Source organism: Rhizobium cauense (assembly GCF_019511525.1).
GTDB classification, from domain to species: domain Bacteria; phylum Pseudomonadota; class Alphaproteobacteria; order Rhizobiales; family Rhizobiaceae; genus Rhizobium; species Rhizobium cauense.
Genome location: NZ_JAEUAT010000010.1, coordinates 79,676 through 95,424, shown reverse-complemented (window position 1 = coordinate 95,424; position 15,749 = coordinate 79,676). Strand labels below are relative to the sequence as shown.

Sequence of the window (15,749 nt, the reverse complement as noted above, 5' to 3'; positions counted from 1 at the left end):
AAGGCGAAGCGGAAACAAGGACGTTTCTCAGGCCTTCTTCTTTTTCGTCGATACCGGCCCCTGATCGAAACCGATATTCACACGAACCAGCGAGCCGGAACCAACCGGCAGCTTGATGCCATCCTTGCGGAACAGAGCCTGCGTAGCACCGGAGCCGACATCGACCGGGAATTTCGTCACTTCCGAATAGAGCGCGTCCTCACCGTCGTAAACCGTGATGCGAACCGGGAGGGTGACCTTGCCGGCAGAACCGCTCGGCCCTGCAATGACGCGAAGCTGCGCCACCACGGTCATCGTCAGGTTGGTATCGTTGAGGCTGCACTGGCGGGTGTAGTCGCCGATCGATGCCTGATAGGCAAGCTTCTCGGCATCGCCGGTCTTGGCGCCGCCCGCATAGGTGCGGAAGATCGCGTCGCTGTCCTTCATGAACATCTGCGGGCAGGCGCCCTGAACGACAGGAGCTGTAGCGCCCGATGCAGTCTTGGCGGTGCCGATCGAAGCGTCGTTGGACGACGGATTGGAGGGCGCCATCGGCATGACTTGCGCATTGCCGTTCGACTGGGCCGGGGCTGTTGCGCCATCTCCGCCGCCGACACCAAGCGAGTTGCAGCCGGCAAGAATTGCCGCAAGCGAAGCCGAAACGATGAGACGCGAGACCTTGCCAAGCACGATTATTCCACCCTCTCCACAAAGTTTTTTGGTAGGCCCAATCACTTGATGGCAGGCCTTTCGTGACAGTTTGCGATGGTCTATATCAGCGGCGCAAACAAAAATCGATTGGGTAAGAACCGTTTTGATGCACATTTCGGGATTGCAGGCGACGGCCGGCAGGGCAAGCGAGATGCAGCGTAAGGCATACTTTCCCTCCAACCCGGATCTTCTCCGGCCGGCACATCAAGGATGACGACAGTGGATTATATCTCGACCCGCGGCGAAGCCCCTTCCCTCGGTTTCTGCGATGCATTGCTGGCGGGTCTGGCGCGCGATGGCGGTCTTTATGTGCCGCGCAAATGGCCCCACTTCTCCAAGAAGGAAATCCGGGCGCTTCGCGGCAAGAGCTATCAGGAGATTGCATTCGCGATCCTGTCGCCTTTCACCAATGGCGAGATTCCTGACGAGACCTTCCGCTCGATGATCGACGAGGCGTACGGCACTTTCCGCCATCCAGCGATCGCGCCGCTTGTGCAGACCGGCCCGAACAGCTTTGTCATGGAGCTCTTCCACGGCACGACGCTCGCGTTCAAGGATGTCGCGATGCAGCTTCTCGCCCGGCTGATGGACTATGCGCTGGAGAAGCGCGGCGAGCGCGGGACCATCGTCGGCGCCACCTCCGGCGACACCGGCGGGGCGGCGATCGACGCCTTTGCCGGCCGCGAACGCACCGACATCTTCATCCTGTTCCCGCATGGCAAGGTCTCGCCGGTGCAGCAGCGCCAGATGACGACGTCCACGGCCCCCAACGTTCATGCGCTTGCTGTCGAAGGCAATTTCGACGACTGCCAGAACCTCGTCAAAGCGATGTTCAACGACGCACCGTTCCGTGACCGCGTCAAACTCTCTGGCGTCAACTCGATCAACTGGGCCCGCATCATGGCCCAGATCGTCTATTACTTCACGACGGCGATCGCGCTCGGCGGACCGGACCGCAAGATTTCGTTTACCGTGCCGACGGGCAATTTCGGCGACATCTTTGCCGGTTACTGCGCCAAGCGCATGGGCCTGCCGATCGGCAAGTTGGTGGTCGCCACCAACGAGAACGATATCCTCGACCGCACGCTGAAGACCGGCCGCTACGAGATGAAATCCGTGAAGGCGACGACTTCGCCGTCGATGGACATCCAGATCTCCTCGAACTTCGAAAGGCTGTTGTTCGAAGCCTACGATCGCGATGCCTCGAAGGTTCGCGCGGCCATGGACAGCCTCAAGCAATCGAACGGTTTCGAGATTTCGAAAGATGCCCTGGCCTTCATCAAGAAGGACTTCCGCGCCGGCCGTGCCAGCGAGAAGCAGGTCGCCGAGACCATCAAGAAAACCCATGCCGAAACCGGCTACCTCCTCGATCCGCACTCGGCGATCGGCGTCTTCGTTGCGGGAAAGCACGAGAAGCCGAACACGCCGATGGTGACGCTCGCCACCGCACACCCGGCAAAATTCCCCGCTGCCGTAAAATCGGCCTCCGGTATTGACCCCGCGCTTCCGACGTGGCTTGCTGATCTGATGCACAAGGAGGAGCGCTTTCAGATCATCAAGCCTGAGCTCAAAGCCATTGAGACCTTCATCGGCGAGCACGCCCGGGCCTAAGTATTGCAGGCGCAGAAAGATAGCCAATGACAGTTGAGTGCACCCGGCTCAAATCCGGGCTGACAGTAGTCACACAGACCATGCCGCATCTGGAAAGCGTTGCGCTGGGAGTTTGGATCAAATCAGGATCGCGTAACGAAACGACGGACGAGCATGGTATTGCCCACCTGCTCGAACACATGGCCTTCAAGGGCACGGCACGCCGCAGCGCGCGTGAAATAGCCGAAGAGATCGAGGATGTCGGCGGCGAGGTCAACGCTGCGACGTCCACGGAAACGACCTCCTACTATGCCCGCGTCCTCAAGGATCATGTGCCGCTCGCAGTCGACATCCTTGCCGATATCCTGACGGAATCGGCCTTCGAGGAAGAAGAACTCGAGCGCGAGAAGCAGGTCATCCTGCAGGAAATCAACGCCGCAAACGACACTCCTGACGACGTCGTCTTCGACAAATTTTCCGAAACCGCCTATCGCGACCAGACGCTTGGCCGGGCAATTCTCGGCACGCCGCAGACGGTGGTTTCGTTCACGCCCCAGCAGATCCGTGGATACTTGAGCCGCAACTACACGACCGACCGGATGTTCGTCGTTGCGACCGGCGCGGTCCAGCACGATGAATTCGTCCGCATGGTCGAAACGCGTTTTGCCAGCCTGCCGACGACTCCCTCCGCTCCACCTGTGATGGAAGCGGCGAAGTACATCGGTGGCAACATCCGCGAGACGCGCGACCTGATGGATGCGCAGATCCTGCTCGGCTTCGAAGGCAAGGCCTATCACGCCCGCGACTTCTACTGTTCGCAGATTCTCGCCAACATCCTTGGCGGCGGCATGTCGTCGAGGCTGTTCCAGGAGGTGCGCGAAATCCGTGGCCTCTGCTACTCGATCTATGCCTTCCATTGGGGTTTTTCCGATACCGGCATCTTCGGCATCCACGCGGCGACAGGCGGCGAGAACCTTCCGGAGCTCGTGCCCGTCATCATCGACGAACTGCACAAGTCGGCAGCATTGATCGAGCAGAAGGAAATCGAACGTGCCCGCGCACAGATCCGCGCGCAACTGCTGATGGGCCAGGAAAGCCCGGCAGCCCGCGCTGGCCAGATTGCACGGCAGATGATGCTCTACGGTCGCCCGATCTCCAACTCGGAGATGATGGAACGACTGGAAGGCATTACGGTCGAGCGGCTGACGGATCTTGCAGGACGCCTGTTCTTCGACACCGTGCCGACCCTCTCGGCCATCGGTCCGCTCGAACACCTGGCTCCGATGGAGGACATTGCCGCGTCTCTTTCATCGCCTGCTCCTCAGAGCAAACAGGCCCTAGTCTGATCCGACGTCCATCCTGCCGGGGGTGATCGATGCCAAAATCGGTTTTTCGGTTCCTGTCGCGGCAGCCGGACGCAGTGGAACTCGAGAACGAGCACTATGTCCTGCGCCTGCCGCGCTACCAGGATTTCAACCAGTGGCACAAGCTGCGGGTGGCAAGCCGGCAGTTTCTGGAACCATGGGAGCCGACCTGGCGCCGCGACGAATTGACGGAGGGCGCTTACCGCGCCCGCGTCATCCGCGGCAAGCAGGAATACGCCTCCGGTCAGGCGATCCCACTCTTCCTATTCCACAAGGAGAGCATGACACTCCTGGGTGGAATCACCATCGGCTATATCAGGCGAGGCGCGGCACAGAGCTGCATGATCGGCTACTGGATGGGGGAGGCATATGCCGGCCAGGGCCATATGTTCGCCGCACTTCAATTGGTTATACCCTACATCTTCACAGGGCTTGAGTTGCACCGTATTGAAGCAGCCTGTATTCCAGACAATGCTCGGAGCATCCGCCTGCTTGAAAAAGCCGGGTTTCAGCGGGAAGGCTATCTGCGCGGATACTTGAAAATCAACGGTCAGTGGCACGACCACGTGATGTTCTCATTGCTCGCCACCGACACGGATAAAGGCAGGACAACCGACAGCCGATGACTAACAATCGCATGCTGCTCTCATCACCGGCCGGACGATTGATCGCGGTGATCGCAGCTCTTTTCCTGTCGGCCTTCTTGCTAGCGGCAGGTCATGTTCAGGCAGCCGAGCCGGTCAAGATCTCCCGTGACGATACCGCGCTCGATCTGACCGCCACCACGGAAATCTACGCCAACCAAGGTGAGGCCTTTCAGGTCTCGACCGCTGCCGGCGCCGATGGTATCCGCCGCCGTATTGAGGTACGTGCCAGCTCCGACAATCACCAGGGCGACTGGGCCGTCTTCGCGCTTGCCAACGTCTCCGACGAGCAGCTTGAACGGGTGATTGTGGCTCCCCACTTCCGCCTGGTGAATTCGAAGCTGTTCTGGCCGGATCTCGGCTCCGAGCGCATCATCGCCATTACGCCGAGCGAAGGCTTCGCACTCGACCGGCAGCCGAGCGACGAGGCGGATGTCTTCCGCATCACGCTCAACCCCGGCGCGGTCATCACCTTCGTTGCGGAGTTGACGACGCCGGAATTGCCGCAGATCTATCTCTGGGAACCGGACGCCTACAAGGACACGATCAACGCGTTCACGCTCTATCGCGGCATCGTGCTCGGCATTGCCGGCCTGCTCGCGGTGTTCCTGACGATCCTGTTCGTGGTCAAGGGAACGTCGATGCTGCCGGCAACGGCAGCACTAGCCTGGGCGGTGCTTGGCTATATCTGCGTCGACTTCGGCTTTCTCGGCAAGCTCATCAGCATCGCTTCGACCGACCAGCGAATATGGCGCGCCTGCGCCGAAGTTGCGCTTGCCTCGAGCTTCGTCATCTTCCTGTTCACTTACCTGAACCTCAACCGATGGCACACACACCTCGGCTACCTGACGCTTGCCTGGGTGCTTGGTCTGGCATTGCTCTTCGGCGTCGCGATCTACGACCCGGCAATCGCCGCCGGCATTGCGCGCCTGTCGTTTGCGCTGACCGCAACGATGGGTCTGCTCTTGATCGTCTATCTCGGTCTCAACCGCTATGACCGCGCCATTCTTCTTGTCCCGGCCTGGGCGCTGATCCTCGTCTGGATCTTCGGAGCCTGGCTGACAATTACCGGCCGGCTCGACAACGATATCATCCAGCCGGCCCTCGGTGGCGGCCTTGTTCTCATCGTGCTCCTGATCGGCTTTACCGTGATGCAGCACGCCTTTGCCGGCGGCGCATTTCAACAAGGGCTGTTTTCCGATCTGGAGCGTCAATCGCTGGCCCTGACCGGCTCCGGCGACATGGTGTGGGACTGGGATGTGGCACGCGACCGCGTTGTCACCATCCCGGACGTTTCCGTTAAGCTCGGCCTACCCCTTGGCGCAATGCATGGCGCTGCACGCAACTGGCTGCCACGGCTCCATCCCGATGACCGTGACCGCTTCCGGGCGACGCTCGACGTGTTGCTTGAGCATCGCCGCGGTCGCCTGAACCACGAGTTCCGCATCCGGGCGGAAGACGGTCACTTCCACTGGCTTCTCATCCGAGCCCGACCTGTGCTCGGCTCAAACGGCGAGATCATCCGTTGCGTCGGGACGATCGTCGACGTCACCGAACAGAAGAATTCCGTCGAGCGGCTGTTGCACGACGCGCTGCACGACAACCTGACGGGCTTGCCGAACCGACAGCTGTTCCTCGATCGCCTGCAGGCCGTGCTTGCGCTGGCGCCGGGCGGCGAAACGTTGCGCCCGACCGTCATGGTGATCGATATCGATCGCTACAAACTGGTAAACGATACGCTGGGGATCGCCGCCGGCGACAATATCCTGATCGCGCTCACGCGACGCCTGCGCCGTCTTCTCAAGCCGCAGGACACGCTCGCACGCCTTTCCGGCGACCAGTTCGGCCTGATCCTGACGTCAGAGCGCGACCCGACGAAGGTGGCCGACTTCGCTGATGCGATCAGCAAGGCGATCATGGTGCCGATCAATTTCGCCAATCGCGAAATCATCCTGACCGCGTCGATCGGGCTTGCCTCCTTCGTCGACCAGCAGGAAAGCGCCGCCGGGATGCTCAGCGACGCGGAGCTTGCGATGTACCGCGCCAAGCGCGCCGGGGGCAATCGCGTCGAGCCGTTCCAGCCCGCCTTCCGCGACTTCGGTGCCGACAGGCTGCAGCTCGAATCCGACCTCCGACGCGCCATCGAGCGCAAAGAACTGTCGATGGTCTACCAGCCGATCGCCGGGTTGGAAGACGTGGAGATCGCCGGCTTCGAAGCGTTGATGCGCTGGGAGCATCCGAAGCGTGGCAGCATCCCGCCTTCGGAGTTCATTCCGATCGCAGAAACATCCGACATCATCGACATGCTCGGCCTCTTTGCACTAGAGCAGGCGACAAACGACCTGATGGGCTGGGAGAACCAGACCGGCGAGCTGCCGATCTTCGTCTCGATCAACCTCTCGAGTGCCCAGCTGCTGAACAACGAGCTCTACGAAGACGTCCGTTCGGTGCTGGCGAAAACCCATTGCGACCCGTCGCGGCTGAAGCTCGAGCTGACGGAATCCATGGTCATGGAGAATCCGGAGCAGGCCCGCCTCGTCCTTGAGAAGTTGCGGGAAATGGGCCTTGGCCTTGCGCTTGACGATTTTGGAACCGGCTACTCCTCCCTCGCCTATCTGACGCGCTTCCCGTTCGACACGATCAAGCTCGACAAGACGATGGTATGTGACAGCAGCGACAAGAAGGCGACCGTGCTTCGTTCGGCAATCGCCATGGCGCGCGAACTGGATATGAAGGTGGTTGCCGAGGGGATCGAGTCCAACGAGGATGCGATCGAGCTTGCCAAGATGGGCTGCACCTTTGGGCAAAGCTACCTCTTCGGGCCGCCCATGGCATCGGAGTCCGTCTTGCGGCTGCTAAAGGAGCGGTTCCCGCTGACGAAACGCGCCTAATCCGGCGACCCAAGCTACATTGCTGCTTGTTGCGGGACCCCCGCTATCAGCTGATGCATGTATTCGAGCTTGGCGACCACCGGCGCTGACAGCACGAACGGGTAGGAATCGGGCTGCCCCATGCTGCGCTGTATCGAGTTGATCGCAACGCTGAGCGGCACCCATTCGTCGACAAGCTGATCGGCGCTTGCTGCCCGGTAGGGATCGAAATCCACCTCCGCCGCCATCTCTTCATGGCCGCGGGGATCAATTGCGATGCCGAAGGCGCGTGCAGTCTCCAAGGTGTCGACGATGTGGAGATAGTGAGCAAAGCATTCGGCGAAGTCTTCCCAGGGATGGGCGCTGGCATAGGCGCTGACGAAGCTGTCCTGCCACCCGGGCAGAGCCCCATTTGCGTAGTGTTGTGCAAGGGCCTCACTGTAGTCCTCGCGCTCATCGCCGAACACCGCCCGGAATCCATCGAAGTTGTTCCTGTCTCGCACGAGGCGATTCCACATGAAATGACCCGTCTCATGGCGAAAATGACCGAGCAGCGTCCGGTAGGGTTCATCCATCGAGGTGCGCGCCTGTTCGCGCGTGAGGTCATCGGCCTCGGCGGCCCGAATTGCGATCAGGCCCTCCTCGTGTCCCGTCATCGCCGGCACGACGCTGCCATCATCCTGGACGACATCTTCGAGGAAGTCGAAAACCAGGCCGCCAGCGGGGTCCTGCGTGCGATCCGGATGCGGCAGCCGCCAGCGCAAGAGCGAGTAGAACAGATGTCGCTGCGCCTGGCTGATGCGGCGCCAGCGGTCGACACCATCCTGCGTCGCTGAATTGGGCACGAGCCGATTGTGCCGACAGGCGACACAATAATCACCCGCGTCTCCGTCCTCCACAAGCCAGTTGCAGATATCGAGGCCAGCATTGGCGCAGAAGCGCACCAGGTCCGGTTGGGCTGCGTATTGCCAGATATCCCCGTCCTGCTGAACAGCATGCATCCGCAGACCATTCGGCAAGAAGCCAAGGCGGTGGCCGCATCGAACACATTGGCGATTGTCGAAATGAACAACATGGTCGCAGTTGTCACATACAAACAGCCTCAACGCGCCCTCCCTCGTGGCAGGATCAAAAAACCCGCTGCGCAAAATGCACAACGGGCAATTCCATGAATGAAACCGGATTGCTTAGAGCCGGTCTACCGCGTTCTTAAGCTTCTCCTTGACGGTGCCGGTCGCAACCTGGGCCTTGCCCTTGGCTTCCTGAGCCGCACCTTCAGCACGTAGAGAATTATCTCCGGAAGCCTTTCCGATTGCCTGCTTCGCCTTGCCGGCGATTTCGTTCGTCTTGCCGGAAATCTTGTCAGTCGTGCTACTCATCATGTGTCTCCTTATTGGCGAGTTTTATGCTCGCCCTGCCAGAAGGAAACGTCATGATATGCAAATCGTTCCGCTGAAATTATGCGTGGCCGGCCTCTGTCGAAAGCATCGCGGCCGTGACCCCCATGCCCGCCAGAGCGCGCTCATACTTATCGTCGAGACTACGATCGAAGATCAGTTCCTCGTTGGCGGGGCAATTGAGCCAGCCATTGTTCGCGACCTCTGCCTCCAACTGGCCCGCGCCCCAGCCGGCATAGCCGAGCAGCATGGTAGCGCGTTTCGGCCCTTTGCCCTTTGAGATTGCCCGGATGATATCAAGCGTTGCCGTCATGCAGATATCATCGCTCACGGGGATGCTGGAGTCGCACAAGTAGTCGTCTGAATGCAGTACGAAACCGCGTCCGCTTTCGACGGGGCCTCCGGTCTGGATCGGGCAATCGCGCGCATGTGCAGGAAGCACGATCGCCTCTTCATCCTTGATCATCTCAAGGTGCAGGAGAACATCCGTGAAGGTCAGGTTCTGGGGGCGGTTTATCACGAAGCCCATCGCGCCCGCATCCGAATGGGCGCAAATGTAAATCACAGTGCGGGCAAAGTTGCGATCCTCCATGCCCGGCATCGCAATGAGGAACTGGCCATCAAAGAAGCCGCGTTCTCGCCTGTTCTTCAGAGTTGCTAAGGACATCATCCCTCCAGCTGCCAGACCGCACCGGGCCCCGACAACGTGAGCATGAGCCAATGTCACAAATCAATCAACTGAAAATGAAACCAGAAATGACCCCAAGTTCTAGCCGGGCATCGTATTTTTCAGTAAATCTCTGATCCATGAAGATTATTTCGCTCTCCATGCGGCGTTTCACGTCGGTCTCGGTACTGGTGGCCGCCGTGCAGTTGCTCTCTTCCCCTGCCCGGGCGGAAATGAGCGCCTGGGCTGACAACGAGGGCGGGCGTATGCGGCTGATCGCGCTTGCGCCCGACGAAAACGGAAAGATACGCGCCGGCCTGCAGATCGAACCAAAACCCGGATGGATCACCTATTGGCGTGAGCCTGGAGACGCCGGCATTCCGCCGCAGGTTACCTTCCCCTCCGGCGTCACCCTGGACAAGATGAGCTACCCGGTCCCGAAGCACATTGTCGACGGCAAGGTCGATGAGGTCGCTTACGACACGTCGATAACACTCCCGCTCCACTTGACCGTCAAGGATGCCGCGCAGCGCGAACTCAAGGCAAACGCCTTTATCGGCATCTGCAAGGACATCTGCATTCCTTTTCAGGCGGAGTTGTCGCTGAGTTTCGAACCATCGGCTCAGTCACGGCCGGTCGAGGAGGCAATTCTGAGGGACGCAAATGCGGCATTGCCGAAGGCCGCCGCCTCTGATTTCAAGGTCGAAGACCATAAGCTCTCGGCCGACATGACGGAGCTTTCCCTGAAAATCACCTTGCCGGAAAGCGGCGAGAGCACGCCTCAGGTGATTGTCGCAGGCCCGAACGGGCACGTTTTTACAAAACAGCTGGCCACCCACCGCGACGGCAAGAGCTTCACGACAACCCTGTCGATCGGCAAGCTTCCGAAGGGGTACAACGTACACGGAAAGACCTGGAGCGCGCTCGTCATCGACGGGGCCCGCGCCATAGAGACGCCGCTTGCCTTTGAGTGACCGCGTTCTATAGTCGCGCCAAAATGCCACGGCGTTCGCGCCCATACATCAAGACAAGGAGACGTCCATGACCATCGCAATCGGCGACAAGCTTCCCGCGGCCACCTTCAAGGAGAAGACGTCGGATGGCCCGGTCGAAATCTCGACGGAGCAGCTCTTCAAGGGCAAGCGCGTTGTTCTCTTTGCAGTCCCGGGTGCGTTCACGCCTACCTGCACTCTGAACCACCTGCCGGGTTATCTTGAGAACCGCGACACCATACTCTCCAAGGGAGTCGATGACATCGCGGTCGTCGCCGTCAACGATTGGCACGTGATGGGCGCCTGGGCGCAATCCTCCGGCGGCATGGGCAAGATTCACTTCCTCGCCGATTGGGATGCAGGCTTCACCAAGGCGCTCGGCCTTGACGCGGATCTCTCGGCAGGCGGCCTCGGCGTTCGCTCGAAGCGTTACTCGATGCTCGTCGAAGACGGTGTGGTGAAGTCGCTCAACGTCGAAGAAAGCCCAGGCCAGGCCACGGTTTCCGGCGCTGCGACGATGCTGGAGCAACTTTAAGCTCTCCACATCTCGACCATCTGAAAGCGGCCGATGCGGCCGCTTTTTTGTTTCCGGGTTTAAGTTCGCGCGACGCCATGTTTTTGCCTCATTTGTTATAACATAACTGTAATGTTATTACATTTGGTGCGAAATGAATTTTTGGAAGCCCTTACACTCTCCGGGTCTGGTGGCGCTATCCGCCGGCCGTCGTGTTTTTTATGTCGCATTGATCAGCATCCCGCTCTGGGCGGCAATCCATTGGGCGACGTTGCTGCCATGAGCGACATCGCGATTGAGCTTGAAGATCTCACGGTCGCCTACGAACGACATCCCGCCGTGCATCATGTTTCCGGAAGCATTGCGGCAGGAAGCCTGACAGCGATCGCCGGCCCAAATGGCGCCGGCAAATCCAGTCTGCTGAAGGCGATCATCGGTGAGCTCCGTCCCTCCTCTGGAACGGTCAGGCACCGGCTGAAGCGCACGGATTTCGGCTATCTGCCGCAGGCGGCCGATATCAACCGCCGTTTTCCGATCTCGGTGCTCGACACGGTGCTTCTGGGATGCTGGCGACAGGCAGGAGCCTTCGGGCAGATCGCATCCGCGGAACGCCAGAAAGCGCACGAAGCACTGGGCGCAGTCGGGCTGGAAGGATTTGAGCGGCGCAGCATCGGCTCTCTTTCAGCGGGCCAGTTTCAACGCGTGCTCTTTGCCCGGCTGCTACTGCAGGATGCGAGCGTCATCCTTCTCGACGAGCCGTTCACGGCCATCGATGGCCGCACCACACGGGATCTTCTGGAGATCGTTGTCAACTGGCATGGCGAAGGCCGAACGGTGCTTGCCGTCCTTCATGATTTCGAACAGGTCCGCAACCACTTTCCGCAAACACTCCTGCTTGCGCGAGAAGTCATCGACTGGGGCGCAACGGCTGACGTCATGACAACGGCGAACCTCCGCAAAGCGCGAGCGATGGCCGAGCGCTGGGACGAGAGCGCCGGCATTTGCGAGCCCGCGCCATGACCGCCTACGATCTTCTTCTCGCGCCCTTTGCCGACTACGGCTTCATGCGCCGTGCGCTCGTCGCCTGCCTGTGCCTCGGACTTGGCTCCGGGCCGATCGGCGTGTTCCTCATGCTGCGGCGGATGAGCCTTGTCGGCGATGCGATGAGCCATGCCGTATTGCCCGGCGCAGCCATTGGTTACCTGATCGCCGGTTCGCTGTCGCTGACGGCGATGGGCCTCGGTGGGCTGGTTGCCGGGCTTTCGGTCGCGCTGCTGTCCGGCGTCGTCAGCCGCGCTACCTCACTCCAAGAGGATGCGAGCTTTGCCAGTTTCTACCTCTCCTCGTTGGCGCTGGGCGTCCTCATCGTTTCGCTGCGCGGTTCGAATATCGACCTGTTGCATGTTCTCTTCGGCACCATCCTCGCGATCGATGCGCAGGCCCTTTACGAGATCGGTGCGATCAGCACGGCAACCCTGGTGACGCTCGCGATCATCTACCGCGCGCTGGTCGCCGAGTGTTTCGATCCCGGCTTCCTCCGAGCCATCGGCGGGCGTGGCCCGATCTATCACTTTGTCTTTCTGCTGTTGGTGGTGCTCAACCTGGTCGCCAGTTTCCAGGCCCTGGGTACCTTGATGGCGGTTGGCCTCATGATGCTGCCGGCGGCGATCGCGCAGCTCTGGTCGCGCAGCCTGCCATCCATGATGGCGATCGCGGCGGCGAGCGCCACTGTCTCCGGCTATCTGGGGCTCATCGCCTCCTACCATCTCGAGCTCGCCTCTGGGCCGACGATCATCATGACGGCAGCGCTGATCTACGGCCTTTCGATCTTCCTCGCCCCGTCGGGTCTCGCCCGGCGGTACTTTCCTCGCCCGCACCTCAAGGGCTGACAACCGGAGCCTTCCCATGATTTCCCGCAGACTGCTTTTCTCAGTGATGATCCCGGCGCTGGTGGCGCTTTCGACGACATCGGCTTCCGCCGCGCCCCTCAAGGTCGTCGCCTCCTTCACCGTGCTTGCCGACATTGTTCGCCAAGTCGGAGGCGACCATGTGACGGTCACGAGCCTCGTCGGCCCGAACGGCGATCCCCATGAATTCGAACCATCGCCAAGCGACGCAAGGGCTCTCAATTCGGCACAGGTCGCCTTCGTCAGCGGTGAGGGTCTGGAGGGCTGGATGGATCGCCTGATCAGCGCCTCGGGCTACCACGGCAAGCCGGTCGTCGTCTCGGAGGGGATTAAGGTCCGGACCATGGACGAAGACGGGCAGACGGTGACCGATCCGCATGTCTGGAACAGCCCGGTCAACGTCAAGGTCTGGGTCGCCAACATCGAACAGGCGCTTGCGAAGGCGGCTCCGGCCGATGCTGCTGCATTCAAGACCAATGCCGAGAGCTATCTGAAGAAACTCAGCGCGCTCGATGCCTACGCGCATTCGAAGCTTGAGACCATCGCAGCCGACCACCGCAAGGTACTGACCAGCCACGACGCCTTTGGTTACTTTGGCCGCGAATATGGCGTCCAGTTCCTGGCCCCAGTCGGCGTCTCGACGGAGAGCGAGGCTTCAGCCGCCGATGTCGCCAGGCTGATCGGACAGATCAAGGCCGAGCATGTGAAGACCTATTTCTTCGAGAACTCCAACGATCCTCGTCTCGTCAGGCAGATCGCAAAGGCGACCGGGGCAGAACCCGGCGGTGAGCTCTATGTCGAATCTCTTTCCGACGCGAAGGGACCAGCTGCAACCTACGAAAAGATGTTCCGCTACAACGTCGACCTGCTCGTCGCAGCGATGGCAAAAGCCACCTGACGACAAAAACTGGGCCGTGCTGCGGTGCGGCCCAGCCTCAATAGTTGAGATCGAAGACGATCAGGCCGCCCAAACCGCCATCCGTCGAGGAGACGATCCGTTCGCCAACGTCCACATGCTCCGGATGCACGAGATAAGTATCACGCGCTTCCGCGCTTTCGAAGGTCACGGCAAAACCGTCAACATAACCGGCGTGCAACCCCTCCGGCGAGACGTTCGGGCCATATTTGATATCGATGATGCCGGGGATCACCTGCTTCAGCGCGACGATCGATTCAAACAAGGACTGCTTCTCTTCGGCCGTCATCGCGGCCTTCAGCCGCATCAGCACGCAGTGCAGGATCATATGGCATCCTCCCAAATATCATTGGCTGCAACATAGAGAGAGAAATGCGGGTGCGGCAACAACAAAGCCCACTCTCAACAGGAAAGGAGACGCTCCACATCGGACGACCATTTCCGTCCCTCAAACCGTCGCAATCGGAACGATGCTATGGCCGTTCTTCATTAGTCTGTTGCCAACGGCCGGATCAGGTTGAGGAGCCAAGGACGGTCGGCAGCATTTTCAACGGAGGAGATGGAAATGAGCAAGAACCGAGGCGTCGTCTACATGCGGCCCGGCAAGGTCGAGATCCACGACATCGATGATCCGAAGCTTGAAGCCCCTGATGGCCGCAGAATCGAGCACGGCGTCATCCTGAAAGTGATTTCCACCAACATCTGCGGATCGGATCAGCACATGGTTCGTGGCCGCACGACCGCCATGCCCGGTCTCGTCCTCGGCCACGAAATCACCGGTGAGGTGATCGAGAAAGGCATCGATGTCGAGATGCTTCAGATCGGCGACATCGTATCCGTGCCGTTCAACGTCGCCTGCGGCCGCTGCCGCTGCTGCAAGTCGCAGGACACGGGCGTCTGCCTGACGGTCAACCCGTCGCGCGCCGGCGGTGCCTATGGATATGTCGATATGGGCGGCTGGATCGGCGGACAGGCCCGCTACGTGACCATTCCCTACGCAGACTTCAACCTCCTGAAATTCCCGGATCGCGATCGCGCGATGGAGAAGATCCGCGATCTGACCATGCTCTCCGACATCCTGCCGACCGGCTTTCACGGGGCGGTGCGTGCCGGCGTTGGCGTCGGCTCTACTGTCTATGTCGCCGGCGCCGGCCCGGTCGGACTTGCGGCGGCGGCATCCGCTCGCATCCTCGGCGCCGCGGTCGTCATGATCGGCGATTTCAACAAGGATCGCCTGGCGCATGCGGCCAAGGTCGGCTTCGAGGCGATCGACCTGTCGAAGAGCGACCGGCTCGGCGACATGATTGCGCAGGTCACCGGCAGCAACGAGGTGGACAGCGCAATCGACGCCGTCGGCTTCGAGGCGCGCGGCCATTCGGGCGGCGAGCAGCCGGCGATCGTCCTGAACCAGATGATGGAAATCACCCGCGCGGCGGGCTCGATCGGCATTCCCGGCCTCTACGTCACCGAGGATCCCGGCGCCGTCGACAATGCCGCCAAGCACGGCAACCTGTCGCTCCGCTTCGGGCTCGGCTGGGCAAAGGCGCAGTCGTTCCATACGGGCCAGACGCCTGTTCTGAAATACAACCGCCAGCTCATGCAGGCGATCCTGCATGACCGGCTGCCGATCGCCGACATCGTCAACGCCAAGGTCATTCCGCTCGAGGATGCCGTTCAGGGCTATGAGAGCTTCGATCACGGTGCCGCGACGAAGTTCGTCCTCGACCCGCATGGCGAAGTCGCAAAGGCTGCTTGACTTAGCTCCCAAGCAGAGCGCGGCGGGTGCGGATTGCATCCGTCGCGTTTTCTTTTTGGTGCCAGCAAAGGTCCTGCTGACGCTTAGGCGATGCCAAAGGCCGCGCGGGCTTCGAGGCAGGCTCCGTCGCCCGGCATGCAGGCGCGGCAGATGTCCGGCCTGACATCGTAGACCATGCATGAGGTACTGACACCGACACTGCCTGACAACGCGGAACAGCGATCGCCGTAGCATCGCATTCCCTGCTCGTCGCGGGACACGAAGTGCCGTGGCAGTTCGTCCAGCTCTTCATCGGTCTCGGTGGAGAACCTTGGCCAGCTTGACGAGAACGAGCAGCAGGCGCCGCACGCCTGGCAGTCAAAATCGATCAGAGCAGTCATGGTATTCCTTGGTTTCCAATGGTCGAGCAGCAAGGTTTGCCACACGACTTTGTCCGATTTCC

The 15,749-nt window shown here is 60.6% G+C and carries 16 protein-coding genes; 10 read left to right on the top strand and 6 right to left on the bottom strand.

The window, feature by feature from the left end; translation table 11 throughout:
• Positions 1-27: 27 nt before the first annotated feature.
• Positions 28-672, bottom strand: a complete 645-nt coding sequence (locus JNB88_RS19445) for a hypothetical protein (protein WP_197066687.1) — start codon at positions 670-672, stop codon at positions 28-30.
• A 237-nt stretch (positions 673-909) separates the two neighbouring features.
• Between JNB88_RS19445 and thrC the strand changes: the two genes are divergently transcribed.
• From thrC to JNB88_RS19425, 4 genes are read left to right on the top strand one after another with little or no spacing between them, the layout of a single operon-like run.
• Positions 910-2,301 (top strand): threonine synthase, encoded by a 1,392-nt coding sequence (thrC, locus tag JNB88_RS19440; RefSeq protein WP_220356879.1) that lies wholly within the window; start codon positions 910-912, stop codon positions 2,299-2,301.
• A gap of 26 nt (positions 2,302-2,327) precedes the next feature.
• Positions 2,328-3,626, top strand: a complete 1,299-nt coding sequence (locus JNB88_RS19435; RefSeq protein WP_037135736.1) for a M16 family metallopeptidase — start codon at positions 2,328-2,330, stop codon at positions 3,624-3,626.
• Between the two features lie 29 nt (positions 3,627-3,655).
• The gene (locus JNB88_RS19430; RefSeq protein ID WP_220356878.1) at positions 3,656-4,270 is read left to right on the top strand and encodes a GNAT family N-acetyltransferase; all 615 of its coding nucleotides are present in this window, start codon (positions 3,656-3,658) and stop codon (positions 4,268-4,270) included.
• Positions 4,267-7,179, top strand: coding sequence for a sensor domain-containing phosphodiesterase (locus tag JNB88_RS19425; protein WP_220356877.1), 2,913 nt, complete (start codon positions 4,267-4,269; stop codon positions 7,177-7,179). Before JNB88_RS19430 ends, JNB88_RS19425 begins: the two co-directional genes overlap by 4 nt.
• 14 nt (positions 7,180-7,193) lie before the next feature.
• Here the strand turns inward: JNB88_RS19425 and JNB88_RS19420 are convergent, their stop codons facing one another.
• The 3 genes from JNB88_RS19420 to JNB88_RS19410 form a co-directional block, all read right to left on the bottom strand.
• The gene (locus JNB88_RS19420; protein WP_220356876.1) at positions 7,194-8,264 is read right to left on the bottom strand and encodes a zinc-binding metallopeptidase family protein; all 1,071 of its coding nucleotides are present in this window, start codon (positions 8,262-8,264) and stop codon (positions 7,194-7,196) included.
• 81 nt (positions 8,265-8,345) lie between these two features.
• Positions 8,346-8,537, bottom strand: a complete 192-nt coding sequence (locus JNB88_RS19415) for a CsbD family protein (RefSeq protein WP_037135729.1) — start codon at positions 8,535-8,537, stop codon at positions 8,346-8,348.
• A gap of 79 nt (positions 8,538-8,616) precedes the next feature.
• Positions 8,617-9,222: a YqgE/AlgH family protein gene (locus JNB88_RS19410; RefSeq protein ID WP_220356875.1), complete on the bottom strand. Its 606-nt coding sequence runs from the start codon at positions 9,220-9,222 to the stop codon at positions 8,617-8,619.
• 140 nt (positions 9,223-9,362) lie between these two features.
• Here JNB88_RS19410 and JNB88_RS19405 point away from each other — a divergent pair, with 140 nt between their 5' ends.
• The 5 genes from JNB88_RS19405 (at position 9,363) to JNB88_RS19385 (ending at position 13,533) form a co-directional block, all read left to right on the top strand.
• Positions 9,363-10,196, top strand: coding sequence for a protein-disulfide reductase DsbD domain-containing protein (locus tag JNB88_RS19405; RefSeq protein ID WP_220356874.1), 834 nt, complete (start codon positions 9,363-9,365; stop codon positions 10,194-10,196).
• Positions 10,197-10,263: 67 nt separating this feature from the next.
• Complete coding sequence (locus tag JNB88_RS19400; protein ID WP_220356873.1) at positions 10,264-10,749, top strand: peroxiredoxin; 486 nt, start codon at positions 10,264-10,266, stop codon at positions 10,747-10,749.
• Positions 10,750-11,007: 258 nt separating this feature from the next.
• Entirely contained in the window at positions 11,008-11,748 is a 741-nt protein-coding gene (locus JNB88_RS19395) for a metal ABC transporter ATP-binding protein (RefSeq protein ID WP_220356872.1), read from the top strand.
• Positions 11,745-12,617, top strand: a complete 873-nt coding sequence (locus JNB88_RS19390; RefSeq protein WP_220356871.1) for a metal ABC transporter permease — start codon at positions 11,745-11,747, stop codon at positions 12,615-12,617. The genes JNB88_RS19395 and JNB88_RS19390 overlap by 4 nt, the downstream gene beginning before the upstream one ends.
• 16 nt (positions 12,618-12,633) lie before the next feature.
• Entirely contained in the window at positions 12,634-13,533 is a 900-nt protein-coding gene (locus JNB88_RS19385; RefSeq protein ID WP_220356870.1) for a metal ABC transporter solute-binding protein, Zn/Mn family, read from the top strand.
• Between the two features lie 37 nt (positions 13,534-13,570).
• Here JNB88_RS19385 and JNB88_RS19380 read toward each other — a convergent pair whose 3' ends face one another.
• Entirely contained in the window at positions 13,571-13,879 is a 309-nt protein-coding gene (locus JNB88_RS19380) for a Dabb family protein (RefSeq protein ID WP_037135723.1), read from the bottom strand.
• Between the two features lie 237 nt (positions 13,880-14,116).
• On the opposite strand from JNB88_RS19380, the gene fdhA reads away from it, so the two are divergent.
• Entirely contained in the window at positions 14,117-15,307 is a 1,191-nt protein-coding gene (gene fdhA, locus JNB88_RS19375; RefSeq protein ID WP_037135722.1) for a formaldehyde dehydrogenase, glutathione-independent, read from the top strand.
• An 83-nt stretch (positions 15,308-15,390) separates the two neighbouring features.
• Here the strand turns inward: fdhA and JNB88_RS19370 are convergent, their stop codons facing one another.
• Positions 15,391-15,687, bottom strand: a complete 297-nt coding sequence (locus JNB88_RS19370) for a YkgJ family cysteine cluster protein (protein ID WP_037135721.1) — start codon at positions 15,685-15,687, stop codon at positions 15,391-15,393.
• Between the last annotated feature and the right edge of the window lie 62 nt (positions 15,688-15,749).